This is a genomic window from Casimicrobium huifangae (genome assembly GCF_009746125.1).
GTDB classification, from domain to species: domain Bacteria; phylum Pseudomonadota; class Gammaproteobacteria; order Burkholderiales; family Casimicrobiaceae; genus Casimicrobium; species Casimicrobium huifangae.
In genome coordinates this window covers 3153862-3179404 of record NZ_CP041352.1, presented here as the reverse complement: position 1 = coordinate 3179404, position 25543 = coordinate 3153862, and the positions used below count along the sequence as shown (strand labels likewise).

At 62.7% G+C, this 25543-nt stretch carries 23 protein-coding genes; 16 read left to right on the top strand and 7 right to left on the bottom strand.

What is annotated here, in order from left to right; all coding sequences use genetic code 11:
- Positions 1–97 precede the first annotated feature (97 nt).
- Positions 98–781: a DUF4286 family protein gene (locus FKL89_RS14350; RefSeq protein WP_156863457.1), complete on the top strand. Its 684-nt coding sequence runs from the start codon at positions 98–100 to the stop codon at positions 779–781.
- A 19-nt stretch (positions 782–800) separates the two neighbouring features.
- Here FKL89_RS14350 and FKL89_RS14345 read toward each other — a convergent pair whose 3' ends face one another.
- Complete coding sequence (locus tag FKL89_RS14345) at positions 801–1565, bottom strand: outer membrane protein assembly factor BamD (protein WP_238363368.1); 765 nt, start codon at positions 1563–1565, stop codon at positions 801–803.
- 180 nt (positions 1566–1745) lie between these two features.
- Between FKL89_RS14345 and FKL89_RS14340 the strand changes: the two genes are divergently transcribed.
- The 4 genes from FKL89_RS14340 (at position 1746) to FKL89_RS14325 (ending at position 6807) form a co-directional block, all read left to right on the top strand.
- Positions 1746–2750, top strand: a complete 1005-nt coding sequence (locus FKL89_RS14340) for an RluA family pseudouridine synthase (RefSeq protein ID WP_156863455.1) — start codon at positions 1746–1748, stop codon at positions 2748–2750.
- A gap of 51 nt (positions 2751–2801) precedes the next feature.
- Positions 2802–3533 (top strand): peptidoglycan editing factor PgeF, encoded by a 732-nt coding sequence (pgeF, locus tag FKL89_RS14335; RefSeq protein WP_156863454.1) that lies wholly within the window; start codon positions 2802–2804, stop codon positions 3531–3533.
- A 15-nt stretch (positions 3534–3548) separates the two neighbouring features.
- Positions 3549–5735, top strand: coding sequence for a RelA/SpoT family protein (locus tag FKL89_RS14330; RefSeq protein ID WP_156863453.1), 2187 nt, complete (start codon positions 3549–3551; stop codon positions 5733–5735).
- 100 nt (positions 5736–5835) lie between these two features.
- Positions 5836–6807 carry a tripartite tricarboxylate transporter substrate binding protein gene (locus tag FKL89_RS14325; RefSeq protein WP_156863452.1) on the top strand — a complete coding sequence of 324 codons (972 nt, stop codon included), beginning with the start codon at positions 5836–5838 and terminating at the stop codon, positions 6805–6807.
- Positions 6808–6929: 122 nt separating this feature from the next.
- Here the strand turns inward: FKL89_RS14325 and FKL89_RS14320 are convergent, their stop codons facing one another.
- On the bottom strand, positions 6930–7676 hold the full coding sequence (locus FKL89_RS14320; RefSeq protein WP_156863451.1) for an SDR family NAD(P)-dependent oxidoreductase: 747 nt from the start codon (positions 7674–7676) through the stop codon (positions 6930–6932).
- Between the two features lie 138 nt (positions 7677–7814).
- On the opposite strand from FKL89_RS14320, the gene FKL89_RS14315 reads away from it, so the two are divergent.
- The 9 genes from FKL89_RS14315 (at position 7815) to FKL89_RS14275 (ending at position 16859) form a co-directional block, all read left to right on the top strand.
- Entirely contained in the window at positions 7815–8543 is a 729-nt protein-coding gene (locus FKL89_RS14315) for a glycine-rich domain-containing protein (protein WP_156863450.1), read from the top strand.
- 284 nt (positions 8544–8827) lie between these two features.
- The gene (locus FKL89_RS14310) at positions 8828–9748 is read left to right on the top strand and encodes a FadR/GntR family transcriptional regulator (protein ID WP_156863449.1); all 921 of its coding nucleotides are present in this window, start codon (positions 8828–8830) and stop codon (positions 9746–9748) included.
- A 2-nt stretch (positions 9749–9750) separates the two neighbouring features.
- Complete coding sequence (locus FKL89_RS14305) at positions 9751–11217, top strand: FAD-linked oxidase C-terminal domain-containing protein (RefSeq protein ID WP_156863448.1); 1467 nt, start codon at positions 9751–9753, stop codon at positions 11215–11217.
- A gap of 82 nt (positions 11218–11299) precedes the next feature.
- On the top strand, positions 11300–12703 hold the full coding sequence (locus tag FKL89_RS14300) for an FAD-binding oxidoreductase (protein WP_156863447.1): 1404 nt from the start codon (positions 11300–11302) through the stop codon (positions 12701–12703).
- Between the two features lie 147 nt (positions 12704–12850).
- Entirely contained in the window at positions 12851–13525 is a 675-nt protein-coding gene (locus FKL89_RS14295; protein ID WP_156863446.1) for a glutathione S-transferase family protein, read from the top strand.
- A gap of 19 nt (positions 13526–13544) precedes the next feature.
- Positions 13545–14606, top strand: coding sequence for a glycolate oxidase subunit GlcE (gene glcE / locus FKL89_RS14290; protein WP_156863445.1), 1062 nt, complete (start codon positions 13545–13547; stop codon positions 14604–14606).
- Positions 14607–14686: 80 nt separating this feature from the next.
- Positions 14687–15919, top strand: a complete 1233-nt coding sequence (glcF, locus tag FKL89_RS14285; RefSeq protein ID WP_156863444.1) for a glycolate oxidase subunit GlcF — start codon at positions 14687–14689, stop codon at positions 15917–15919.
- Positions 15920–15950: 31 nt separating this feature from the next.
- Positions 15951–16367: a thioesterase family protein gene (locus FKL89_RS14280; RefSeq protein WP_156863443.1), complete on the top strand. Its 417-nt coding sequence runs from the start codon at positions 15951–15953 to the stop codon at positions 16365–16367.
- Positions 16368–16475: 108 nt separating this feature from the next.
- Positions 16476–16859 (top strand): nuclear transport factor 2 family protein, encoded by a 384-nt coding sequence (locus FKL89_RS14275; protein ID WP_156863442.1) that lies wholly within the window; start codon positions 16476–16478, stop codon positions 16857–16859.
- A gap of 79 nt (positions 16860–16938) precedes the next feature.
- On the opposite strand, the gene FKL89_RS14270 is transcribed toward FKL89_RS14275, so the two are convergent.
- Complete coding sequence (locus tag FKL89_RS14270; RefSeq protein WP_162527528.1) at positions 16939–19584, bottom strand: ligase-associated DNA damage response DEXH box helicase; 2646 nt, start codon at positions 19582–19584, stop codon at positions 16939–16941.
- A 74-nt stretch (positions 19585–19658) separates the two neighbouring features.
- Here FKL89_RS14270 and FKL89_RS14265 point away from each other — a divergent pair, with 74 nt between their 5' ends.
- Both FKL89_RS14265 and FKL89_RS14260 read left to right on the top strand, forming a co-directional pair.
- Positions 19659–20228, top strand: coding sequence for an ECF-type sigma factor (locus tag FKL89_RS14265; protein ID WP_238363367.1), 570 nt, complete (start codon positions 19659–19661; stop codon positions 20226–20228).
- A complete protein-coding gene (locus FKL89_RS14260) occupies positions 20225–23008 on the top strand; it encodes a serine/threonine-protein kinase (RefSeq protein ID WP_156863440.1) in 2784 nt (927 codons plus the stop codon). The genes FKL89_RS14265 and FKL89_RS14260 overlap by 4 nt, the downstream gene beginning before the upstream one ends.
- A 219-nt stretch (positions 23009–23227) precedes the next feature.
- On the opposite strand, the gene FKL89_RS14255 is transcribed toward FKL89_RS14260, so the two are convergent.
- From FKL89_RS14255 to FKL89_RS14240, 4 genes are all read right to left on the bottom strand, one after another.
- Entirely contained in the window at positions 23228–23692 is a 465-nt protein-coding gene (locus FKL89_RS14255; protein ID WP_162527527.1) for a hypothetical protein, read from the bottom strand.
- A gap of 128 nt (positions 23693–23820) precedes the next feature.
- Positions 23821–24405, bottom strand: a complete 585-nt coding sequence (locus tag FKL89_RS14250) for a hypothetical protein (protein WP_156863438.1) — start codon at positions 24403–24405, stop codon at positions 23821–23823.
- A 184-nt stretch (positions 24406–24589) separates the two neighbouring features.
- On the bottom strand, positions 24590–24922 hold the full coding sequence (locus FKL89_RS14245; RefSeq protein WP_156863437.1) for a VOC family protein: 333 nt from the start codon (positions 24920–24922) through the stop codon (positions 24590–24592).
- A gap of 19 nt (positions 24923–24941) precedes the next feature.
- The gene (locus tag FKL89_RS14240) at positions 24942–25511 is read right to left on the bottom strand and encodes a TIR domain-containing protein (protein WP_156863436.1); all 570 of its coding nucleotides are present in this window, start codon (positions 25509–25511) and stop codon (positions 24942–24944) included.
- Positions 25512–25543 lie beyond the last annotated feature (32 nt).

Genomic DNA, 25543 nt, shown 5'->3' with positions numbered 1-25543 from the left:
GTGGTCGCTGTTGAACAATAGGTTCGATTGCAGGCGTGCGATCAACTATTAACCAACCGTTGACACGTCGGCATCGGTACTCAGCACAGGAAATACCATGCCATTACTCGGCCAGGCAGCGATGCTGCTCAATTTCGACATCGTGCCGGAGGCAGTCGCCGAACACGACGACTGGCACACGCACGAGCATTTGCCCGAGCGGCTGTCGATCCCTGGATTCCTGCGTGGCACGCGCTGGGCTGCGACCAGCGCCGGGCCCGCGTACTGCGTGCTGTACGAGGTCGAGCAGCTCGCCACGCTGGCTTCCGAGGCTTATCTGGCACGGCTCAACAATCCCTCCCCGTGGACGCAGAAAATGATGCCGCACTACCGTGGCATGTCGCGCGGTCTGTGCAGGGTGATTCGCAGTTGCGGGCTGGGGATGGGTCACTACGCGCTGCAGCTTCGCTTCAAACTGGTGCAGGAGTCTGAGGCATCGCTGCTGCAATGGCTGGGCGACGAATTGATGCCGGTGCTCTGCATGCGCCCCGGCCTCGGCAGCATTCACCTGCTGCAAGGCGGACTGACGGCGACGATGACGTCGGAGCAGCGCATCCGTGGTGCCGACGCCGGCGTTGACTGGGCGTTGCTGGTGACGGGCTATCAGGAGAGTGCGGTGAACAGTCTGGCGCAAGGAGAGCTGGCTGGCGCCGCACTGGAGCAGCGCGGTGCGACGCAGGTCATCGCCACCAGTTATCGGTCAGCCTACACGCTGACCCGGCAGGAAATCAGCGCCGGCTAGCGGCGCTCCGCGTTCCCGACTACCAGAACTTCCACCACGGGCTGTCGCTGGCGTTCGACGCGCGGGCAAAGGTTGCCTTGTAGATGCGCTCGGTGTCGGCCGCGAGCTGGGCGTTGCCGATCGCCTTGTAGCTTTGCACCATGATGCGCAGCGCCTCTTCGTTGGCGGGCGTATTCGGGTAGTTGGTAATGCAGGACTGCGCGCGGTTAATGGCAGCCTGATAGGCGCCGCGGTTGTAGTAATAGCGGGCAATGTGCGATTCGTTCTGTGATAGCGCATTGACGAGATAGCGCATGCGCAGCAGCGAATCGGCGTTGTATCGGCTCTGCGGGAACTTCTCGGCCAGCGTCTTGAAGGTGACGTAGGCCTCACGGGCCGACTTCTGGTCACGTTCGGAGAGGTCCTGCGAAGCGAAGATCGACAGCAGGCCCAGATCTTCGATGAAATTGGCCAGGCCCTTGACGTAGTAGGCGTAGTCGACGTTCTCGTGATTTGGGTAGAGCTTGATGAAACGATCCGCCGCAGCGATGGCCTGAGCGCGCTCGCCCAGCTTGTACTGCGCATAAGCAGTATCGAGAATTGCCTGTTGCGACTGCACGCCGTAGGGGAAGCGCGATTCCAGTGTTTCGTAGAGTTTGATCGCCTCGGCATAGTTGCCACCCTGCAGGGCATCTTTGGCGCGCCGATACAATCCCTCGACGGCCATCTTTTGCGGGTCTTCGGTCTTGGCGAACATTCCGCTGAACGAGCCGCACCCCGACAGCAGCACGCTGGCCGCAAGCATGAGAACGAGACTTTGTAATTTCGCGGTGAGGCGCATGGCAATCCTTGGTCGTCACGAAGCGCCAGTGCCTGGCGCCAGATACAGAAAATCGATTATAGGTGGCGCAGCCCTGAGCGCCCTGCGGCCCGGCGTTGCCGGCTTTTGCAAGTGGCTACCTGTGATCGCTTGGGCTGTGCATCCATGACACAGTCAGTGACGGTGCCGATGGCGATGTCCGGCACCCGGCTCGATGCCGCGCTCGCCATCTTGTTCCCGGACCATTCGCGCAACCGCCTCAAGGCCTGGCTCGACGACGGGCACATCCTCGTTGACGGTGCAGTATGGGCAGGCAAGCAGCGGCTCGAAGGCAATGAAACGATCACCGCGACCTTGCCTGAGGCGACGCAGGAGACCGATGCCCAGCCGGAGGACATCCCGCTCGAAATCATCTTTGAAGATGAGCACCTGATCATCATCAACAAGCCGCCTGGCCTCGTGGTGCATCCGGGCGCCGGCAACCGGGAAGGGACGCTGCTCAACGCCCTGCTGCATCATGCCCCGGAGCTTGCCAACGTGGCGCGTGCCGGTATCGTGCATCGGCTCGACAAGGACACGAGCGGCGTCATGATGGTGGCCCGCACGCCGCAGGCGCAGACGCATCTGGTGCGCCAGTTGCAGACGCACGCAGCGTCACGTGAGTACGTGGCATTGGTGCACGGTGCCGTGCGCAAATCGGGCACCGTCGAGGGCGCGATCGGACGCCACGGTCGCGACCGCACCAAAATGGCAATGGTGGTCGTCGGTGGCAAACCGGCGGTGACGCATTACAAGCTGCGCGAATCGTTCGGCGGTGCTGCCATGCTCGGCAAACACTACAGCCTGCTCGAATGCAAGCTCGAGACCGGCCGCACGCACCAGATTCGCGTACATCTGGCGAGCATCAAGCACCCGTTGGTGGGTGACGCGACCTACGGCAAGCGCGGTGACTCGATGTTCCATCGGCAGGCGTTGCACGCCTGGCGACTGACATTGGCGCATCCGGCAACCGGTGAAACAGTCCGCTTCATCGCACCGATGGCGAAGGACATGAAGCATCTGCTGAAGGAACTTCGTGCGCAGCGCGACAATCGTACGCTGGATGACGGTTTCGATGACGACGAGGACTTTGATGATGATGGTGTCGAAGTCATTTACGTGAGGGATTGACGGGTGCTCATCCATCCCGAGTGGCGCGTATCGCCCCGCGTTCATGCAGCGATGACTACGCGGATTGGCGGCGTCAGTCCGCCACCTTTTGGCGAACTCAACCTCGGTTACTCGACGGCTGATCTGCGCGACAATGTGATCGAGAACGAACGCCGTACTGCGCAGGCACTGGGTGTCGATACGGAGGCCATCCGCTGGGTGTATCAGGTGCATGGCAATGAGGTACGGCATGCTGAATCTTTGCCGGTCAATGCGCCACTGGGTGGCACCGAAATTCAGGCCGATGCGATTGTCAGCCGCACCCCCGGGCTGGTGTGTGGCGTCAAGATCGCCGACTGCATGCCGGTGCTGCTGGCCGCTCGCGACGGGTCGGTGGTAGCAGCAGCCCATGCTGGCTGGCGAGGGCTAGCGTCGGGTGTTGTCGAAAACACGCTGCGCACGATGGGCGTCACAGGCGAGCGGGTGACGGCATGGCTCGGTCCGTGCATCGGCCCCAAAGCCTTCGAGGTGGGCGAAGATGTGCGCGCTGCGTTTGTCTCGCAGGACTCTGACGCGGCCGCCCATTTTTACGCCCTGCCGAAGTTGCCAAACTCGGACACCGTGCCATCACCTCCCAAGTTTCTTTGCGACCTCGCAGCAATAGCACGCCAGCGGCTGGCAGCTCTGGGCGTCGCCGAGGTGGTCAGCAGCGACGCCTGCACCTACAGCGAACCAGAGCGCTTTTTTTCCCATCGTCGCGACCGCACGACCGGGCGCATGGCCGCCTTCGTGTGGATCGAGTGACGCGATAATCCGGTGATGTCCGACTTGCCCGTTTCCGAGCCTATTGTTGTCCCGTCGTCAGCGGAAGGCAATGGCGTGCGCAATGACGTCTCGGTCTGGGTGGCGGCGCGCGCCGGCGAAGCAGCTGCGGCGCGTGGCGAAGCCGCCGCGGTGTTGATGGAACGCCTGCGTATGGGGGACGACTGCGTTGCTGCCGCGCGACTGATTGGTTTGCCCGCCGACGCCGACACGGAGCAGGCGGTGCAACAGCAGTTCGGCGCCGAAATCGGGCAATTGTTCGTTGGTGTTCACCGCATGGCTACCATGCAGGGGCTGCAGCGGGGGGCGGGTACATCAGCATCCACGGCACCGCCGACCGCTGCGCAACAGGCGCAGCAGACCGAGGCGCTGCGCAAGATGCTGCTGGCGATGGTGGACGACGTGCGCGTCGTACTGTTGAAGCTCGCCGAACGGCTGGTGTCGCTGCGCAGCGCCGCGCTATCGACCGAGGCGCGGCGCAATGAAAGCGCCCAGGCCGAAGCCCGCGAGGTCATGGAAGTGTTCGCGCCGCTCGCCAACCGCCTCGGCGTATGGCAGCTCAAGTGGGAACTTGAAGATCTCTCGTTGCGCCTGCTGGAGCCGCACCAATATCACTCGATCGCCCGCTATCTCGATGAAACCCGCATTGAGCGCGAAGCCTACATCGACACCACCAAGGCCTTGCTGCGCGATGCCCTGGCCGCTGCAGGGATAGATTGCGAGATCAGCGGCCGCTCGAAACACATTTATTCAATCTACGAGAAGCTCAAACGCAAGCATTGCAGCATTGAGGAGCTGTACGACATTCGCGCGGTGCGTGTCATGGTGGACGAAGTCAAGGATTGCTATGCCGCGCTTGGCATCGTACACAGCATGTTTCAGCCAGTGCCGGGCGAGTTTGACGACTACATCGCCAAGCCGAAGGCCAACAACTACCGCTCGCTGCACACCAGTGTGATCGGGCCGCAGCAGCGTGCGCTGGAGGTGCAGATTCGCACCCGCGAAATGCATCAGGCCAGCGAGTACGGCGTCGCCGCTCACTGGAACTACAAGGAGGGTGGCAATGCCGCCCGGGACACGGGATTTGCGAGCAAGCTGGCGAGCCTGCGCCAGGTACTGTCGTGGGGCAAGGATGTCAGCTCGCCCGGCGAGTTTCTGGCGGGCTTCAAGTCATCGTTGTTCGAAGAAACCATCTTCGTGCTGACACCGCAGGGCAAGATTATCGATCTGCCAAAGGACGCCACCCCGATCGATTTCGCCTATGCCGTGCACAGCGGTCTTGGCCATCGCTGCCGCGGTGCCAAGGTCGACGGCGTGATGGTGCCGCTCAACACGCCGTTGAAGAACGGCCAGCGCATCGAGATCACCACCGTCAAGGAGGGCGGCCCGTCGCGCGACTGGCTGAACCCGGACAACGGCTATATCCGCAGCAACCGCGCACGCGGCAAGGTGCGGCAGTGGTTCAACACGCTCGAGTTGCAGGAGACATTGGCGCATGGCCGTGCGGTGGTCGAGAAGGATCTGCAGCGCCACGGCCAGACGGCGCTCAATCTCGACAAGCTCACGCACGAAGCCGGCTTCAAGTCGCAGGACGACTTTTTTGCTGCGGTTGGTCGCGCCGAGGTCAATAGCCGCGATCTCGACATCGCTATCCGCAAGGCGGCTGGATTGCTTGATGAGGCGGCAGAAACTGCGTCACGTGGCGAAGTGCACACCAGCCGCAGTCGCGCCAAAGCGGAGAGTGGCGGCATCCTGGTGGTCGGCGTCGACAAGCTGATGACCGGGCTCGCCAAGTGCTGCAAGCCGGTACCGCCAGATCCGATCGTAGGATTCGTCACGCGGCTGAAGGGGATCACGATCCACCGCGCTGACTGCAGCAATGTGCAGCGGATGATGGCCAGCGAGCCCAACCGCATCATTGATGCTGACTGGGGCGACGCCGCGCAGAACGATCTGTTCAGCGTGCAGATTGACGTCATCGCCAGTGACCGTCAGGGATTGCTGCGTGACATTTCTGACGTGCTGGCACGCGAAAAAATCAACGTGACTGCGGTGAACACACTCACCCGCGACTTCGTCGCCAAGATGAAGTTCACCGCCGAAGTGCGCAGCATGGACCAATTGCGTGCGGCCCTGGTGCAAGTGGCGCAGGTCAAGGGCGTGCAGAGTGCGCGCCGGGTTTAGCGACGGCAGACCGTGAGCCACGTCGCTGTGGCCGCCTCAACATCTGTTGTGCAGTCGCGGCGCAGCCGCTCCTACAATGAGTCGTTATCGAGGAGGAGTTATGACATCACTTTGCAAACGCGCGCTTTTGGCTGGCCTTGGCGCGCTGAGTCTCAGCGCTGCCGCCTTTGCGCAGTACCCCAACAAGCCCATCAAAATCATTGTGCCCTTCCTGGCAGGAGGCACCACTGACATCATGGCGCGCGCCGTGGCGGCGGACCTGCAGAAGGCTTTCGGACAGGCGGTCGTCGTGGAGAACCGCGCTGGCGCTGGCGGCAACATCGGCGCCGACGCGGTGGCCAAATCTGCGCCGGACGGCTACACGTTCCTGATGGGCACGGTAGGTACCCACGCGATCAACATGGCGCTTTATGCAAAGATGCCCTATGACGCGGTGAAGGATTTCGCCCCGGTGTCGCTGGTGGCCGCAGTGCCGAACATCCTCGTCGCCACGCCATCGTTTCCGGTCAACAGTGTGAAAGAGTTGATTGATCTGGCGAAGAAGGAGGACGGCAAACTTACTTTCGCGTCCAGCGGCTCCGGCACCTCGATTCACCTGTCTGGCGAGCTGTTCAAGCAACTGGCCGGCGTGCAGATGACGCATGTGCCCTACAAGGGCTCTTCTGCTGCGCTGCCTGATGTAATGAGTGGTCAGGTCAATGTGATGTTTGACAATGCGCCATCAGTCATGCCGCACATCAAGGGCGGCAAGCTGAAAGCCATTGCCGTGACCAGCGGCAAGCGCGCGCCAGCTTTGCCGAACGTGCCGACCATCGCCGAGAGCGGCCTGCCGGGGTTTGAAGCCAGCTCCTGGTTCGGCTTGCTGGCGCCTGCCGGCACGCCGAAGGAAATCGTCGAGAAGGTCTCCGCACAGATCCAGAAGATGCTGCAGACACCCGAGATGAAGGAGCGCCTCGCGAGTCAGGGCGCCGACGGCGTCGGCAATACCCCCGAGCAGTTCGCCGCCCACATCAAGACCGAGATCGACAAATGGGCGAAAGTGGTCAAGGCCTCGGGGGCGAAGGCTGACTAGCGGCTATCGCCGCAGGACGAATGACGAAAGACGAGTGACGAGATGGCTGGGTTCGTCTTTCGCCATTTGCCTCTCAGCATTCGTCCTTCGTCATTCGTCTTTCGTCCTGTGGCGGAACGCCACTAATACGTGGCCCGCCCGCCCGAAATATCAAACACGCCGCCGGTGGTGAACGAGCAATCCTCGCTCGCGAGCCACGCCACCATGGCGGCGATTTCCTCGACCTGCACAAAACGGTTCATCGGAATTTTTGATTTCATGAACGCGATGTGCGCTTCGGTCATCTGCTTGAAGATGTCAGTCTCTGCGGCGGCGGGCGTCACACAGTTGCACAGTACGCCGCTGGTCGCCAGCTCCTTGCCGAGCGACTTGGTCAGGCCGATCAGCCCCGCCTTGGCGGCGCTGTAGGCTGGCGCGTTCGGGTTGCCCTCCTTGCCGGCCACGCTGGCAATGTTGACGATGCGGCCGTAACCGCGCTCGATCATGTGCGGCACCAGCGCCCGTGACACCAGATAGGGCGCCACCAGATCAATCTCGACGACGCGGCGGAAATCGGCCGGCGGATATTCCCAGGTCTTCACGTTTGGGCCGGTGATGCCGGCGTTGTTGACCACGATATCAATCTGGCCGAACGCTTCGAGCGTTGATTGCCGCGCCGCGTTGATTCCGCCTTCGTTGGCGACGTCAACGACAAAGCCCCTCGCGGCTGCTCCAAGGCTGGCAACGGCGGCTGTGATCGCATCCCCATCGAGGTCCCACAGCGCTACGCGGGCACCGCTGTCGATGAAACGCTGCGCGCAGGCGAAACCTATGCCACGGGCGCCGCCAGTAATCACGGCCACGCGGCCCTTGAGGTCTATCTGGTTCATGGTTGTCCCTTTCGTGCCGTCATTATCGTGCTGTCACAATCGCATCAGGTTGTCACAATCCAGTCATACAGATCGTCTATCAATGTGGGCAAAAGAAGCATCGCTACTCAACAACGATAAGTAAAAGAGGAGATAAAGATGACATCAACAATTCTCGGCATCATTGTGCTGGTGACCGTTCTTGGCGGTTCGTTTTACCTGTCCCGCCGCAACAACCGCGTACGGCGCGAGCGAGCGGAATTCATCTGCGGCTATCGCTTCCCGTCCGGGCTGCGATTCAAGCTGGATCAGGCTTACCCCGATCTCTCCGGAGAGCAGGTCAACCTGATCCTTGAAGGGCTGCGCGCCTGGTTCATGCTGATTGCGGAGAATCCGAACACCAAGTTTGGAATGCCCAGCAAGGCGGTCGATACGGCCTGGCATGAGTTCATCCTGATGACACACAACTACTCAGCGTTCTGTGAGAAGGCGTTTGGCAAATTCCTGCACCATGTCCCGCACGATGGCAACGCCAAGGCAGAAGCCGACGGGCTGGCGATGACCTACGGCACGCGCAGCGGACTGTTCGGTTCCGGCGCGCTGGCGGCAGGCATGGCCGGCGGCCTCGCAGCGGCGGCGATTGCGTCGCCGAGGGATCTGTTCGGTATCGACCAGAAGCTTGGGATCGCGGGCGGCAACAGCTACGCCGAGGATGACTTTGCGCGCATGCAAAAGCGTCACGACCAAATGGCGTCCAGCAGCGGGGGTGACGGCGGTGGCAGCAGCGGCGATTCGTCCAGTTGCTCCGACAGCAGCAGTTGCGGCGATGGTGGCAGCAGCGGTTGTGGCGGCGGTGGCGGCTGCGGCGGAGGCGGCTGCGGCAGCTAGGTGCATCACGCAGCTGGCGGCGAACACGTCACTGGCATCGCATCAAGAGCGCGGTCTGACTGCGCTCTTTTCATTTTCAGCAGTCCGTTCGGGGTGAGTTTCTCAATATGGCTTTTTGTTGAACGGCCCATCGCAAAAGGGCTTAGCAGGGCTATTCAATAGAACTCGACTTTGCCAAAAAGAGGCGCTTAGCCCATATCGAATGGGCGTTCGCAGAGAAAGCTGCTCGTTGACTCCGGGAAAACCAGCAGAAGACCTTTGCCTGAGGTACCTACAATGTTGTCATGCTGTCTGACAACTTTTCGACTGCCAAGGATGCAAGTCTGGACATTGCGCAAGGCGTGCGATCGTCTGCGCTAACGCATGCCGCCCGTGCGCTGACGGCCGCGCTGGATGCGGCGACTGGTGAGATCACTGGCACCGCGCTGAACACGGTGGCCCGCCCGCAGTCGCTGGCTGATGAGGCACACCGGCAGCTTCTGCTGCAGCTTGACATGGGCCTCTGGAAGGTTGGCAGCAAGTTGCCGCCCGAGAAAGCGCTGGCCGATTCGCTGGGCGTGTCGCGCCCGATCGTGCGCGAGGCGCTGGCGCGGCTCAAGGCAGATGGTCGCATCGAGTCGCGTCAGGGCTCTGGCGCCTTCGTCGCCGAGCGCAACAAGATCGCTGCATTCCGACTCCAATCCGGCGTGACGGCGAGCGGCAGCGAGCTCGGTGATGCGCTACCCGCCACGGCATCTGACATCGCCGATACCGCCGAACGCGAGCTGCTAGAACTGCGGCAGATTGTCGAAGCAGGTGCCGCTGAGCTGGCGGCGCAACGACGGACCGACACAGACCTCGTGGCGATTCGTGCTGCGCTGGCGGACATGGGCGAAGCGCTTGCGACCGGCGCCGACGGCTCCGACGCTGACGACCGCTTTCACAACGCCATCGCGGCAGCAACCCACAACAGGCAGATCACGCGCTTCGTCGAGTTTCTCGGCGCACAGTTCTCGGCCTCTCGCAAGGCGACCTGGGACCGCACCGGTTACGCCGTCGGCATCACCGAGGTTGGCCACGGTGATCACGCAGCGATCCTGCAGGCCATTGAATCCGCGGACGCCGTGCAGGCGAAAACGCTTGCGCAGGCGCATGTGCAGCGCGCGCTGGACCGAGTGCTGGTGCGCCTCATCGGGCGTGCCGCAACCACTTCTCAGGGAGCATGAACATGCAATCGGCCACCTTCTTCGAGGCGCTCGCCCACATCCTGCCCGCAGATTGCCTGAAGACGGCCGCCGAAGACATGCGGCCTTATGAATGCGACGGACTCTCGATGTATCGCGCGCTGCCCAAGTGCGTTGCGCTGCCCGAGAACGAGGCACAGCTTGCTGCCGTGATGAAGGTGTGCCACGCCCACCGGGTGCCGGTCGTGGCACGCGGCGCCGGCACCGGGCTCTCGGGCGGAGCGATGCCGGACCCGAACGCGCTCCTGCTGTCCACTGCCAAGATGATGCGCATCCTTGATGTCGATGCGCTCGCGTGCACGGCCCGCGTGCAGCCCGGCGTGCGCAATCTCGCGATCAGCGAGGCGGTAGCGCCGCTGGGCCTCTACTACGCACCCGACCCGTCATCACAGATCGCTTGCACGATAGGCGGCAACGTCGCCGAAAACTCCGGCGGCGTGCACTGCCTGAAGTACGGCCTCACCGTGCACAACATCCGCAAGCTGCGGGTGGTGCTGATGACAGGCGATATCGTCGACGTCGGTTCTGATTCACTGGACGAAGCCTCGCCCGGTGGCTACGATCTGCTGGCGCTGATGATCGGCTCGGAAGGCTTGCTCGGCATCGTGACGGAGGTCACCGTCAAGCTGACGCCGAAGCCACAGCTGGCTCAGGTTGCGATGGCCTCATTCGCCAGCGTCGAGGCGGCGGGTGCCGCAGTGGGCGACATCATCGCGGCGGGCATCATCCCCGGCGGTCTCGAAATGATGGACCGCATCGCGACCGAGGCCGTCGAAGGTTTCGTGCACGCAGGCTATGACCTCACGGCTGCGGCGATCCTGCTCTGCGAAAGCGATGGCACGCCGGATGAAGTGGCAGACGAGATGGCGCGCGTTTCGGACGTGCTGCGCAGGGCAGGTGCCACCGACATCAAGGTCTCGCAGAACGAGGCCGAGCGCCTGCGCTACTGGAGTGGCCGCAAGAACGCTTTCCCGGCGACGGGTCGCATCTCGCCCGACTATTACTGCATGGACGGCACCATCCCGCGTAAGGAATTGCCGCGCGTGCTCAACGAGATCGAGCGGCTGTCGGGCAAATACGGCCTGCGTTGCGCCAACGTGTTTCATGCGGGGGATGGCAATCTGCATCCGCTGATCATGTTCGATGCCAATGTGCCCGGTGAACTGGAACGCGCCGAAGAGTTCGGCGCCGAAATCCTCGAGCTTTGCGTCGAGGTGGGCGGGACCATCACCGGTGAGCACGGCGTCGGCATCGAAAAGATCAACCAGATGTGCGTGCAGTTCTCGCCGAAGGAACTGGCGCGCATGCACGAGATCAAGCACGCCTTCGACGAGCACGGCCTCTTGAATCCCGGCAAGGCGGTACCGACGCTGCACCGCTGTGCCGAATTTGGAAAGATGCGCGTTGGCAAGGGTAAGCCGATGCCTTTTGCGGACTTGCCGAGGTTTTGATTCGATTGGTAGGGCGGGCATTGCTCGCCCGGTGAACAGGAAAGGCGGGCACACATTGACGTGAGCGCCCAAGGAGAACCAGATGCTGACCTTTGATCGTCCAACTGAAGCTACCGTGTCGTCTGCGGTCGCGACCCTTTGCAAAACCTACGGCGAACGCGCAGTCACCTCGCAGTCGGTGCGCGAGCACCACAGCCACGGCGAGGGCATGCAGGACGCAGGCTTGCCCGATGTGGTCGTGTTCCCCGAGTCGAACGAGGAAGTTGCCAGCATCCTGAAGCTTTGCAATCAGGCGCGCATCCCGGTCATCGCTTACGGCACGGGTACCTCGCTCGAAGGCCATCTGAAAGCGCTTTACGGCGGGGTCTGCCTCGATCTCTCGCGCATGAATCGGGTGCTTGAGATCAATGCTGAAGACCTCGACTGCCGCGTGCAGGCGGGCGTCACCCGCGAGCAGCTCAATGCCGACATCCGTCATACGGGATTGTTCTTCCCGATCGATCCGGGCGCCAACGCGAGCATTGGCGGCATGTCGGCGACGCGCGCCAGCGGCACCAACGCCGTGCGCTACGGCACCATGCGCGAGAACATCCTCGGGCTCACCGTCATCACGCCCGACGGCCGCATCATCAAGACCGGCACTCGCGCCAAAAAATCGAGCGCGGGTTACGACCTCACGCGACTCTACATCGGCAGCGAAGGCACGCTCGGCATCATCACCGAAATCCAGCTCAAGCTTTATGGCGTGCCCGAGCGCATCAGCGCTGCGGTCACCCAGTTCGAGGACCTGCCGTCGGCCGTCAACTCGGTGATCACCGCGATGCAGCTGGGCATCCCGATGGCACGCATCGAGCTGCTCGACGAGGTGCAGATGGATGCCTCGATCAAGTACAGCAAGCTCGACGGATTCGCCGTCAAGCCGACGCTGTTCATGGAATTCCACGGCACCGACGCCTACGTCAGCGAGCAGATTGAGCTGATGAAGTCGATCACGGCCGAACATGGCGCCAGCGACTATCGCTTTGCCGACAAGCCCGAGGACCGCAGCAAGCTCTGGAAAGCACGCCACGATGCGTACTGGGCGGGCATGAACTACGTGCCGGGCAAGCAGGCGTTCTCGACCGACACCTGCGTGCCGATCTCGCGCCTGGCGGACTGCGTCAAGGCCGCCAAGGACGAGGTCGCGAAGAGTGGGCTCGTCTGCATGATCGTGGGCCACGTCGGCGACGGCAACTTCCATGTGCTCATCACTTTCGACCCCAACAGCGCGGACGAGCGGCAGCGCGCGGAAGTTGCGGCTGACCGCATCGCCCATATCGCGATCGGCATGGGCGGCACCTGCACTGGCGAGCACGGTATCGGCATCCACAAGCTCGACGCGCTCAAGGCAGAGCACGGCGAGGCTGTTGACGTGATGCGCACGCTCAAGAAGGCGCTCGACCCGAACAACATCATGAACCCGGGGAAGACGATCCCGATGCAATAGCGTCGTGCGCGACCTTGCATTGATCCTTAGGGTGGGCAACTCGTTGCCCACGCGCCTGGAACGCAGCCTAGCCAGCGAAATCCTCAAACACACGCAATCGTGATCCCATAAATTAATCGGCCCTCCAACTCGCCAACAAAGACAGTCATGGCCTATACCCTGCTCATCGGCAACAAAAACTACTCGTCGTGGTCCCTGCGTCCCTGGTTGCTGCTGCATGCCTCGGGCATTGCATTTGCCGAAGAGAAGCATCTCTTCGAGACACCCGAATTCGCTGCCGAGATCAGTTCACGCAAACGCTCGCCCAATGGCCGCGTGCCGGTGCTGGTTGACGGTGATGTCAAGGTGTGGGATTCGCTCGCCATTGCCGAATACCTCGCCGAACGTCATCCGGGCCTGTGGCCCGCTGATGCCGCTGCGCGTGCCCATGCCCGTAGCGCCTGCGCGGAGATGCACTCCAGCTTTGGCGCACTTCGCAACTGGATGCCGATGAACGTGCGCCGCAGCTATCCGGTTGCGACGCCGCGCGAGGACGTGCAGAAGGACATTGATCGCATGCAGGCGTTGTGGACAGAGGCACGCAGCCGCTTTGGCGCGGGTGGCCCTTATCTCTACGGCACATTCAGCAATGCCGACGCCTACTTCGCACCGGTGGTGTTCCGCTTCAACACCTATGGCGTGAAGTGCTCGCCCGTGGTCGCGAGCTACGTGAAAGCGATGCTCGCACATCCGTCGATGCAGCAATGGATCGCTGACTCCAGGGCAGAGCCGCAAGTCGTTGATCACGAAGAGCCGGAATTCATTTACGAGAAGCAGGCGTAAGCCTGCGAACGACGACAAGATGAGCATCGACATCTGGCAAGCGCAAATCAAGGAAGCCGCGGCGCGGGGCGGAAAAATCTGCATTCGCGGCTCGGGCAGCAAATCGTTCTGCGCGCCTCCGGTCATCCAGGACGCGTTGACGCTTGATACGCGCGTCAACGCCGGGATCGTCGAATACGAACCCAACGAGCTCGTCATCGTCGTTCGCACCGGTACACCGCTTGCCGAGGTGGAGCGGGTGATGGCCGAAGCTGGGCAGATGCTGGCGTTCGAGCCGCCACACTTTGGGGCCGGGGCCACGGTCGGCGGTGCACTTGCCACCGGCCTTTCCGGCCCGCGCCGCCCTTACGCTGGGGCGCTGCGTGACTACGTGCTCGGCGCCAAAGTCGTCGACGGCAAGGGCGATTACCTGTCATTCGGAGGCAAGGTGATGAAGAACGTCGCCGGCTTTGACATCGCTCGCCTGCTCGCCGGATCGATGGGCACGCTGGGCATGATCACCGAGGTCGCGTTCAAATGCCTGCCTCTGCACACGGCACAACAGACGCGAGTCTTCGAACTCGATGCGGCCGCTGCGATCACCGCCATGAACCGCTGCTACGCCGAGGCCAACCCGGTCACTGCCAGTACCTGGGTGGCGGGTCGGCTCTATCTGCGTCTCGCCGGTGCTGAGTCCGCTGTGGCATCTGCGGTAAGCAGGCTCGGCGGGGAATTGCTTGCTGACGACGCTGCCTGGTGGCGGGCGTGGCGCGAACAGCAGCACGGGTACTTCGCCGGTGTCGATGAAAGCAACCCGCTGATCCGCGTGTCCTGCAAGTCCACTGCAGCGCTTGGTGATCTTGCCAATGGGGCGGACCAGCAGGCGATCGACTGGGGTGGCGCACAGCGCTGGCTGCGTACGCAGGCGATTGCGCTACCCGCCATCCGCGAATGGGCGCGGGTGGAAGGCGGCAACGCCCATGTATTTCGTGGCGCAACGAGCGACGCCGAGCGCGTCGTTCCGATGGCCGCTGCATTGAGTGACGTGCAGCAAAAGATCAAAGCCAGTTTCGATCCGTACAACATCTTCCCCGCAATGTAGGAGCGGCTCTACCGCGACCGCAGTGCAGGCGGACCCTCACACGTCGCGGTAGAACCGCGCCCACAATCCCGTCTTGACGTATGCAAACCAACCTCGCTGACTTCATCAAGGACACGCCCGAGGGCCTGGAGGCAGACGCGATCCTGCGCTCCTGTGTGCACTGCGGTTTCTGCACGGCAACCTGCCCAACCTATCAGGTGCTTGGCGACGAACTCGATGGGCCACGCGGCCGCATTTACCTGATCAAGCAGGTGCTGGAAGGCACCGAGCCCACCGCGAAGACGCAGCAGCATCTCGACCGCTGCCTGACCTGTCGCAACTGCGAAAGCACTTGCCCGAGTGGCGTGCAATACGGTCGTCTGGTCGATATCGGGCGCGCGGTGGTCGAGAAAAAAGTCGGACGCAGTGCAGGCGACAGTTTGCGTCGGCGTGTACTGCATCGTGGCCTGCTGAGCAAGAAGGCATTTGCTGCCGCACTCGCGCTGGGCCGGGCGGCGCGCCCCCTGCTGCCGACCTCGCTCAAGGCCAAGGTGCAGCCGCTCCGCGCACCGGGCAGCTGGTCCGCTGCGCAACATGCGCGCACGATGCTGCTGCTCGACAACTGCGTGCAGGACGCGATGGCACCGTCTATCGATGCAGCGGCCGCACGAGTGCTGGATCGCGCTGGCATCACGCTCAAACGCGTCGCTGCCGGCGGCTGCTGCGGTGCGCTGAGCCATCATCTGAACGAGCACGATGCCGCAGTCGCCCGTGTCCGCGCCAACATTGACGCCTGGTGGCCACTGGTGGAGGCTGGTGCCGAAGCGATTGTCGTCACCGCGTCCGGCTGTTCGGTGATGGTGAAGGACTATGGTCACTTCATGCAGCACGATGCGGTCTATGCGGAGAAAGCCACACGCATCGCGGCGATCTCGAAGGATGTGTCCGAAGTGATTGCCGACGCCTGGGTGCAACTCAAACCATCGTTGAAGCCCATCCGTGATGCGCTGCCGGCGATTGCCTACCACCCGCCGTGCACGCTGCAGCACGGCATGAAGCTGCGCGGCGGTGTTGAGGGTATCCTGCGTGATGCGGGCTTCACGCTGACGCCCGTGACCGATAGCCATCTGTGTTGCGGCTCGGCGGGTACCTACTCGGTGCTGCAACCCGAAATCAGCGGAGAGCTCAAGCATCGCAAGCTGGGCAATCTTGTGGCCGGCAAGCCCGCGCAGATCGCCACCGCCAACATCGGCTGCATGACGCATCTGCAAAGCGGCACCGAGTTGCCGGTCAAGCACTGGATCGAGTTGATTGACGAGCGGCTTGCCGCGTAGCACCGATAAGCGCCGCTCCTACAATGCGCCGATGAGCCACGCCGACTACAAGCACTTTCTCACCATCCCCACCCGCTGGATGGACAATGACATCTACGGTCACGTCAACAACGTCGTCTACTACAGCTGGTTTGACACCGTCATCAACGAGTACCTGATCCGCGCCGGCGGGCTGGACATTCACAACGCGCCCATCGTTGGTTTCTGCGTGGATTCGGGTTGCACCTACAAACAGAGTTTTTCTTTTCCCGAGCCGGTCCACGCGGGGTTGCGCGTCACAAAGCTGGGCAATAGCTCGGTACGCTACGAGGTGGGCCTGTTCGGTGAGGGCGATGAGCAACCGCGTGCCACTGGTTTCTTTGTGCACGTCTTCGTTGACCGCGCATCAAACCGCAGCGTACCAATCCCGTCCGCTATCCGGCAAGCATTGCAGGCGATCCGGGCGTAGATTCGTTGTCCCTTTGCCTCGATGCAGCGCAGCGGAATCGAGGCATTTTTTCGTCCAGCCACCGTCACCCTCGATTCCGCGTTGCTGCACCGAGGCTACTTATTGCGAATGTCCAACATGCCCGCTAGCCACGACCCCGCCTCCATCGTTCAACGCCAGCTCGATGCTTACAACGCACGCGACCTTGACGCGCTGATGGCCACCTACGCAGAAGACGTTGAGCACTTTGAGTTCCCGTCTACCTTGGTTGCAAAAGGCACGGCCGATGTGCGCGCACGGCTGAGCATTCGCTTGCAGGAGCCCGACTTGCACGCGCGCTTGCTGGGGCGCACGGTGATGGGCAACCTCGTGATTGATCATGAAATCGTCACCCGCAATTTCCCCGAAGGCCTCGGCACGATCGAGATGATTGCGATGTACGAAGTGAGCGGAGACCGGATCGGCCGCGGCTGGTTCAAGTTTGGCGAAAAGCGGATGGGCGCGCCAGCGTAGCCCCCATGCGTTGGCCGCTCGCAACCGGGTTCCCGTGATTCAAATCCCCGGCTGCGAGCAGCCGGGCTACAAGACTTCGCTAGATCGACTGGCCCTCAATCTCTGCAATCATCCGCGCTACTCGCTGCTCAATTTGCTCTGTAGAGAGTTTCTCGCGCAGGCGCTCCACCATCAGCGGAAACGAGAAAGGTGTTGGCCGTTCGCATGCCATCAGGAGCGCCTTGCTGCCACGCAGTCGCAACAGTGCAGCCGCGAGGCGCGAGGCCTCAAGTTGCCGCTCCATCACTTCGCGAACGGCCTGCTTGAGCAGCAGGTTGTCGCTGTCGTAGGTGGTGAACACGTCATAGAGCAGACCGCTGGATGCCTGCAACTGCTTGCTCGACTTGTTCTGTCCCGGATAGCCCTGGTCGATCAGCCCGGCCACGCGCGCAATCTCGCGGAACTGGCGCTTGCCCAGCTCTGCCGCGTTGAGACCGGCGAGGATGTCGGCTTCCACATGGCGTGAATCAAGCAGCTCACGCAACTCGCGTGCGTTGATCTGCACCTCGGTCGGCGACAGCAACTCAAAGCCGTAATCGTTGATCGCAATCGAGAAGGTTTTACCCAGTTCCGGGTGCTTTTGCGCGAGGCGGTAGCTGAACAGCGTGGCGAGCCCCAAGTGAACCAGTCGTCCTTCAAACGGGTAGAAGAACAGGTGCCAGCCCTCGCGGCTCTTCAGCGACTCGACTAGCCATTCCTTCATGTCCGGTAACGCCGAAAGTCTTGTCTGTAAAGCGAAGATGGGCTCACACAGCCGCATCTCGGGCGTGGTGTAAGCGCAATGTTTCGCCTCGGCGATCAGCTCGCGCGTTGCGCCCGCAAGCTGCGTGGAGAGTGGCATCTTGCCGCCCGCCCAGCGCGGTACCAGATTGCGCTTTTTCGTCGCGCGACGCACATAGGCGGTCATTTCGCGCACGCGGATGAACTCCACCACCCGTCCCGCAAAGATGAAGGCATCACCGGGGTTGAGTCGCGCGATGAAGTCTTCCTCGACATGACCCAACCGCGCGCCGCCCTGAAACTGCACTGTGATTGATGCTTCCGACACGATGGTGCCGATGTTCATGCGGTGGCGCTGCGCGATGCGGCGGTCCTTCACGATGTAACGCCTGGTGTCGTCGTCAAACACCACCTTGTGAAAGTCTGGGTAAGCCGATAGCGACGCGCCGCCGCGAACCACAAAGTCGAGCGCCCATTGCCACTCGGCATCGCTCAGGTTCTGGTAGGTGAAACTTTTCTCCACCTCAGCGCGTAACTCGTCAGCATCGAAGCCGCCGCCCAGCGCGCAGGTGACGAGATGTTGCGTCAGCACGTCGAGTGGTCGCCATGCCTTGCTGGCGCCAAGGTTACCTGTGCCACCGCTGCCTAGTGGCGAGCGCGACTCAATGTGCCGTGCGTCCGCTGCCTGCCGCGATGCTGCTGCCTCGACCAGCTCCAGCGCATGTGTCGGCACCACAGTGACACGGCTCGTCGCGCCCGGCTGATGGCCGCTACGCCCGGCGCGTTGCAGGATGCGCGCGATGCCTTTGGGGGAGCCGATCTGCAGCACCTGTTCAACCGGGCGAAAGTCAACGCCAAGATCGAGCGAACTGGTGCACACCACGGCACGCAAGGCGCCACTGCGAATGCCTTGCTCCACATACTCACGCGTCTCACGGTCCAGCGAGCCGTGATGCAGCGCGATCTGGCCGGCAAGGTCGGGCTCGGCGTCGAGCAGCGCCTGATACCAGAGCTCGGTCTGCGAGCGGGTGTTGGTAAAGATCAGCGTGCTCTTCGCGCGCTTGACGTGCTCCACGACGGGCCGCACCATGCGCACGCCGAGATGCCCGCCCCACGGAAAGCGCTCAATGGTCGCCGGCAGCAGCGAGTCGATCACGATCTTCTTGTCGATCTTGCCGCTGATCAGCACGCCCTGCCGCGCCAGCGCCGCGTCTGGGCCGATCAGCACGCGCATCGCTTCGTCCAGATTGCCCAGCGTGGCGCTCATGCCCCAGGTTTGCAGCTGACGGTTGGCGCCGCGCAGGCGCGTGAGACACAGCTCCAGCAGCACGCCCCGCTTCGACGACAGCAACTCATGCCATTCGTCCACGATCACCGTACGCAGTGTGCCAAGCCGCTCGCGCCAATCGGCGCGGGCGAGCATCAGCGCGAGCGACTCCGGCGTGGTCACCAGCACCGTCGGCAAACGACGATCCTGCTTCGCGCGCTCGCTGCTCGACACGTCACCCGTGCGCAGCCCGACGGTCCACGTCGGCTGCATCGCGGCGCTCGCTTCCTTGAGGCTCAGTGTCGTATCAGCGGCGAGGGCTTTTAGGGGAGTTACCCAGAGGATGGCGATCGGCGGTGACGCGTTTTCTCCCCTCCCCCTTGAGGGGGGAGGGGTGGGGGAGAGGGTGACGTTTGCTTTGGCAGTCAAGGTGGCAGTAGCAGCAACCGCTGCGGCCCCCACCACCGTCCCCCTCTCCCGCCGCTGCGCGGCACCCTCCCCCACCGGGGGGGAGGGTACACGGGCGTTACCCGCTGGCCCCAGCGCACACGCTGCACAAAACGCGGCGTAGGTTTTGCCGAATCCTGTCGGCGCGTGGATCAGCCCGCTCTTGCCTTGCGCGTAGGCGGCCCAAGCGTCGCGCTGGAAGGGGAATGGCGTCCAGCCGCGAGCGGAAAGGAAAGCCTCAGCATCCGCCACAGCAGGATGCGGCTTCGAACGTTTGGGCGAGGCTTGATATGCTTTTGACAAACGATCTGACAATTGAAGCAGGCGTGTCTGAACAGTTTACTGTCGCAGCGGAGGATATCGCGGCGTGCCGGCGCGGTGACCGTGCGGCGCTCGATCGTGTTTATCCAGTCGTCTACGAGGAGTTGCGTCGCGTTGCCCGGAGCTACCTGGCTCGCGAGACACCCGGCCACACGTTGCAACCCACGGCGCTGGTGAACGAGGTGTACCTGCGACTCTGCGGTCAGCGAGAGGTTGACTGGAGCAGCCGTGCCTACGTCTTTGGGTTGGCCGCCACCATGATGCGGCGGATTCTGGTGAATCACGCTCGCGAGGCCAACGCGCAGAAGCGCGGTTCAGGTGCTGCGATCCTGACGCTATCCGCAGCGGACGCCAGCGGCGTGGCGACAGATGGTGGCGTTGATCTGCTCGCGGTTCATGATGCGCTCGATGCGCTCGCGGCGCTTGACGCGCGGCAGGCGCAGATCGTCGAGTTAAAGTTTTTCGGCGGCATGGATGTCGATGAAATTGCCGCGTTACTCAACATCTCGAACGCGACGGTTCGCAGGGACTGGACCATGGCCAAACTCTGGCTTGGCCGGGCGCTCGCGCCATGAGTTCGACGATGACGGCGGCCCAGTGGCAAGCCCTGCAGGCGCAGCTCGATGTGCTGTTGCCACTCGATCCCGCAGGCCGGCAATTGGCGCTGCAGAACATTGCGCGCGACGACGTACCCACCGCTGAGCTCTTGCAGGCGCTCCTTGCCGCAGAGGATCGCATGCCGGATGCGCCAGACGCAGTGACCGTCGCGCGCGCGTTTGCGACGGCTTCAGCCGGGCAGACCGTTGGCGCTTTTGTGCTGGACGCACTGGTCGGGGAGGGCGGAAGCAGTGTGGTTTTCCGTGCGCATCGGGCGAGCGACTTCACACAGACCGTCGCGATCAAGATTTTGCGAACGGTGTCGGGCAAAGACTTTCACACGCGATTTCAGCGAGAACGCGACATTCTCGCCGGCCTGAATCATCCGAACATCGCACGCTTGTATGACGCGGGCGCGACGCCGGATGGACAGCCCTTCCTCGTCCTCGAGCATGTCGAAGGGACAGAGCTGGTCACATGGGCGCGCCGACCGCATCAGACACTCGCCGACGTAGTGACGGTGATGATCAAGGTGTGCGATGCCGTTGACTATGCGCACCGCAGTCTCCTGGTACACCGTGATCTCAAACCCGCGAACATTCTCATCGACGAGTTGGGTGAACCCAAGTTGCTCGACTTTGGGGTCGCAAAGCTCCTCGACTCCGACAGCAATGACTTGACGCGCGACGCCGGTGCGCCGCTCACCGCAGCCTACGCTGCGCCTGAACAGTTGCAGGGTGGCCCCATCACGACTGCGACCGATGTCTATGCGCTCGGCGTGATCCTTTATGAAGTCCTGACTGGACGCCATCCTTACCGGCAAACCGGTGACACGGCACTGCAGGTGCTGCATCATTTGGTAACGTCAGAACCGGCGCGCCCCAGTGCGACCGCTGCGACCCATTCAGCCGGCGGCGGCCCGACTGCGCTACTGGCTCGTCGCAGCGATCTGGATGACGTGATTCTTTGCGCGATCGACAAGCGGCCCGAAGCGCGATACGCATCGGCCCGGGCATTGGGCGATGATCTGCGTGCTGCGCTCGCGGGGCGCCCGGTCGCTGCCCGGCCGCGCACATGGCGCTACCTCGCAGGCCGGTTCGTGGCACGCCACCGCTGGCCGGTGGCGGTGAGTGCTGCGGCATTGACGGCCGTTGTGGGTGCTGTCGCCGTCGCGCTCTGGCAAGGGCAGGTGGCTGAAGCGCAACGCAGCGTTGCTGAACGACGCTTTGGTGACGTGCGACAGCAGGCCAACCGCCTCATTTTTTCGTACTACGATGGCATCAAATCGCTCCCTGGTTCGCTGCCGGTTCAGCGGCAGCTCGTGCAGGATGCGTTGCAATACCTGTCAGCCCTGCGCCGTGAGGCTGGCGGCAATGCGCACGACGCACAACTCCTGATTGAGCTCGCGGACGCCTACGCCCGGATCGGCGACATTCAGGGCAACTTTACCGAGGCAAACCAGGGAGATTTTGACGGGGCCGCGGGGAGTTACCGTACCGCCAACAACCTGCTGGAGCTTGCCGTCAGTGCGGGAGGTGAAGCGCAGGCCGTGACCGAAGCGCGTGCCAGTTTGCTGCTGAAAGAGGCGCACTTGGCGTATCAGCGCGTCGATTTGCCGGTGGCGAGCGGAAGATACGAATCTGCAGTCGCAGCATGGCGCCAGGCCAGTGGGTCGCAACCGCGCCGTACTGAGGCGCGTTTGAACCTGGCCGCCGCGCTCGATGCCCACGGGGATTTTCTCGGGCGCGACGGTGGCAAAGGCATGTCGAATCCTGCCGCTGCCCTTGCGCTGTATGCGGAGGCTCGCCAGATCCGCGCTGAGATCGCGAAGAGCGCACCGGACTTTCCAGGACTGCAGTCGGCGCTGTACGAGAGCGACTTGCGCGACGGCGAGAGTGCTTGGGCGTTGGGTCGCAAGACTGACGCCGTGGCTTTGTACGAAACAGCGCTGGCGCGCGCACGGCGCCTGGCTGCCGCAGAACCGAACAACAGCTATCGCCAGCGCGAACTGGCCATTGTGCTGACGCGGCTGGTTCCTGCGTACGAGGCCGTGGACCGACTCGACGCGTCGGTCGCGGCGGCGGTGGACGCGGCCCAGCTCATGCAAAAAATGCTCTCGGCCGACGCCGGCAACGAGGCGATGCGTTCGGGCGTGACGTCGTCGGCGGGGTGGGCGGCGCGGCAGCTCATCAAGGCCGGTCGCCTGGATGACGCAGAGCCCTATGTACGCATCGAAATGAAAATGGCTCAAGAGCGCCTCGAGGCGGCACCCGGCGACGTGGATGCGCAGGCAACTCTGGCGCTGGCGCACCGGCGCGCAGGCAACCTCGCGTTTGGCCGCAATCAGTTTGATCTTGCAGCGGAAGCGCACATGCGGGCGCGGGCGATGCAGATGAAGTTTCGGGACACCGCACCGGAGAACGCGGCGGCAGCCGCGCTGTCGTTGATGCACGCCGGACGCGCACATGTGGGTGCGCGACGCGGGGCGGAGGCGCGGCATGCGCTCAACACCGCCATCATCGAGATGCAGGCGCTCGTCGCGACGCACCCGAACGCCCGTTTTCAGGACAGTCTGATCGAGGCATTCGAACTGCTCGGTGATGCGCTGTTGTTGCCGAAGTCGCACGCCGCGAAGGCGCACAAGGCGTATCGCAACGCACTGGAAATTATCGATGTCGCTGCGGCGAAGCGTACGCTCGCCGCGTCGGAAGTGCGTCGTCGCACCCTGATTGCCGATAAGCTCCGCAAGATTCAGTAGCGCTGCCGGAGCACTGCCGCCAGCACGCCGATCACGATCGCCAGAAACGGAAGCAGCTGAACGGCGCCATGCCATCGGCGCTGTTGCAGGTGGAAGCGTTGATGACAGGCCGCGCACCAGATACCGGACGTGGGCGTGGGCGATGGAGCGTGTCGCAATTCACCCGCGCTACCGCAACGCTGGCACCGCAACGCATCGGACGCTGGCGACGCGAGCGGACTACCACCGCCCATTGATTGACAATGCCTCGTTGAGTGCGCAGTTGCCGCCGGTGATCCTGCCGCGCTCGTCCAGTACGCGGAAATTGCCCTCGCTTTGCCTTTGATAACTCAGTCCCTTCGATGAGCCAGACACGAGCCGCAGGATGCCCGTGCGCTGGTCGAACGTGTAAGTGCCGCGTTTGCCGTCGAAGTTGCGGTAGGTGCTGCCATCGACGATGCCGAAATAGGCGCCGGTGAACATGCCGATACCGGGCAACGTGCACCGATAGACGCTGCCTGGCCTCAGCGCACCTTTGCCAGTCGCAGAGTAGCCGGCAGGGCGCGGCGGTGCCGGTTTGACATCGCTACCCATATTCCACCAAAGGTCGCGGCCGTCCTCGGTCCTCCAGAAGCAGCCTCCCCGCTTGTCAGGCGGGGTGCCTCGCGCCGTCACGCGCGTGTCGCCGGTAAAGCCCTTGATCACGTACTCCGCACCGGCAGGCGGGCACGCTGCGTGCGAGGTTGACAGGGCAGCGGCGAATGTCGCCGCACCAACCCAGCACAAGTGACGGGAGCCACTGCGTCGCGCCGAAGTGCAAGCCCAGACCGGCATCATGCACCCCAGCGGCGACGCAGGCCGAACAGAGCGGCGATCCCGATCAATCCGCCCAGCAGGCCGATACTACGCCCGTCGAGCGTTGGCACCACGCTGGGTGCTTCGGCCGAGATCGCCTGTGATGTGCGCACGCGGGCGGTGCCGGCCCAGCCGACCAATGTGCCGAAGTTGCAGCCGTTCACCGTGCCTTCTGCACGAATCGCAACCGTGTGAGTGCCGGCTGAGACCGGACCGAGCGTGACGAAGCCGGTACTCTGATTGGCCGCCAGTACGGCCGGAGAGGTGTAAACCGGCGTTGCGGTGTTGCCGTCCAGTTCAAAGCGAATGAACATACTCGAACAATGCCCCGGGCTGGTGGTGAATTCCACATCCAGCGTGCCAGTCGTATTGACGGTGATTGGGTAGGCAACCGCCGATAGCTGAGTGCCAGTTGGGTTCCCCGTGGTGATCGAAATGCCTGGGTAGGTGGTCGTGACGATTTGTTGCGTCTGGGCGCCAACCGTGCCGACGGCGAGTATCAAGGCGAAAACGGGTGTGGCGGCGCGGCGCAGGAGCGCTTTGCGGGAGCTGGGTTGGAACATGGGGTTCTCCGGGTGTGATGGATTTCCGTCGCCGCGCCCACGGGAACGCAGGGCGCAGTGCGTCACCTTCAAACGCACGGAGTTGCGCTGAAAACGCTCATCGCCGGTAATAATTTCTGTTGAGCTGCACGCCTTCCCACGATGGGCAACGCGTTGCCCGCGAACAAACTGTCTGTCTACTCGCTCACCCGCGCAACCCGATGCAATTGCCCCACGGGTCGCGCACCTGGCACATTTGTTCGCCGTTTTCGATGCGGCCGGGGCCGCGATAGAGCGCGGCGCCGAGCGATTGCAGGTGCGCGAGCGTCGCATCGAAATCGTCGGTGGCCCAGTACACCACGCTGCCAGCGGCACCGGCGGTGACCTTTTCGTCGGCCGGATGAAACTCGATCTGGACACTGTCGATCTCCAGACACTCGAACTCGCCACCCGACCAGACGATGCGCTTCGGCTCCGCTCGCGGAAAGGCGCGGGCGTACCACGCCATTGCTTCAGCGGTATCGGAGGCGTGGATCATGATCGCGCGGATGGACAATCTAGTCGCCAGCTTCGAGGTTGAACGGGCCACGACCGAGAGTTGCCAGTATGCGACTTTTCAGACGAGCGGATGCAGTCGCGCGGTCGTCCGGCGTCCAAAAAATCATGTTGTACTGCCGCGTATCAAAGTGCAACGGTGTCCCGTCGCGCACCATGAAAATGACCGGTAAGCCAAGTCCATGAGCGAATCCGGCCTCGTAGTAAGTGTTGCAACGCTCGCCGGTGTAGTCGGCTACGACAAACCGTGACGAGCGTATGGCAGCGATGATTTCGTCGTCAATCTTGTTGTTGTGCTCTTTCTGATCGATGCGAAATGCCTCATATCCTGCCGCCTCTATCCCAGGTTTCATGATCTCATCAAAGAGGTATCGAATTTCTTCGTTGAACCACATGGCGCAAAACGCAACATTAGCGGCAGTACTTGAGTTCGATTCGAGTGCAACGTAGCCCTTGGGGCTAATGCAATAGTCTCCCTGCGGTCTAAGGCTCAGCAACTGCATTTCTTCGCATAGGACATCGCCCAGCATGTACCGTGCTTCGCTTTCGTCCAAATTCCAGCCGACTGCCAACAGCGGGTTTGCTATCGGTCGACTTGCACCCC

Coding starts and splice junctions, on each gene's coding strand:
- FKL89_RS14310 (WP_156863449.1), top strand. CDS start 8,828: ATGCTGTCTGACAACTTTTCGACTGCCAAGGATGCAAGTCTGGACATT.
- FKL89_RS14345 (WP_238363368.1), bottom strand. CDS start 1,565: ATGCTTGCGGCCAGCGTGCTGCTGTCGGGGTGCGGCTCGTTCAGCGGA.
- FKL89_RS14275 (WP_156863442.1), top strand. CDS start 16,476: ATGTCCAACATGCCCGCTAGCCACGACCCCGCCTCCATCGTTCAACGC.
- FKL89_RS14295 (WP_156863446.1), top strand. CDS start 12,851: ATGGCCTATACCCTGCTCATCGGCAACAAAAACTACTCGTCGTGGTCC.
- FKL89_RS14250 (WP_156863438.1), bottom strand. CDS start 24,405: ATGTTCCAACCCAGCTCCCGCAAAGCGCTCCTGCGCCGCGCCGCCACA.
- FKL89_RS14260 (WP_156863440.1), top strand. CDS start 20,225: ATGAGTTCGACGATGACGGCGGCCCAGTGGCAAGCCCTGCAGGCGCAG.
- FKL89_RS14305 (WP_156863448.1), top strand. CDS start 9,751: ATGCAATCGGCCACCTTCTTCGAGGCGCTCGCCCACATCCTGCCCGCA.
- glcF (WP_156863444.1), top strand. CDS start 14,687: ATGCAAACCAACCTCGCTGACTTCATCAAGGACACGCCCGAGGGCCTG.
- FKL89_RS14300 (WP_156863447.1), top strand. CDS start 11,300: ATGCTGACCTTTGATCGTCCAACTGAAGCTACCGTGTCGTCTGCGGTC.
- FKL89_RS14325 (WP_156863452.1), top strand. CDS start 5,836: ATGACATCACTTTGCAAACGCGCGCTTTTGGCTGGCCTTGGCGCGCTG.
- FKL89_RS14320 (WP_156863451.1), bottom strand. CDS start 7,676: ATGAACCAGATAGACCTCAAGGGCCGCGTGGCCGTGATTACTGGCGGC.
- FKL89_RS14245 (WP_156863437.1), bottom strand. CDS start 24,922: ATGATCCACGCCTCCGATACCGCTGAAGCAATGGCGTGGTACGCCCGC.
- FKL89_RS14340 (WP_156863455.1), top strand. CDS start 1,746: ATGACACAGTCAGTGACGGTGCCGATGGCGATGTCCGGCACCCGGCTC.
- FKL89_RS14315 (WP_156863450.1), top strand. CDS start 7,815: ATGACATCAACAATTCTCGGCATCATTGTGCTGGTGACCGTTCTTGGC.
- FKL89_RS14350 (WP_156863457.1), top strand. CDS start 98: ATGCCATTACTCGGCCAGGCAGCGATGCTGCTCAATTTCGACATCGTG.
- pgeF (WP_156863454.1), top strand. CDS start 2,802: ATGACTACGCGGATTGGCGGCGTCAGTCCGCCACCTTTTGGCGAACTC.
- FKL89_RS14330 (WP_156863453.1), top strand. CDS start 3,549: ATGTCCGACTTGCCCGTTTCCGAGCCTATTGTTGTCCCGTCGTCAGCG.
- FKL89_RS14280 (WP_156863443.1), top strand. CDS start 15,951: ATGAGCCACGCCGACTACAAGCACTTTCTCACCATCCCCACCCGCTGG.
- glcE (WP_156863445.1), top strand. CDS start 13,545: ATGAGCATCGACATCTGGCAAGCGCAAATCAAGGAAGCCGCGGCGCGG.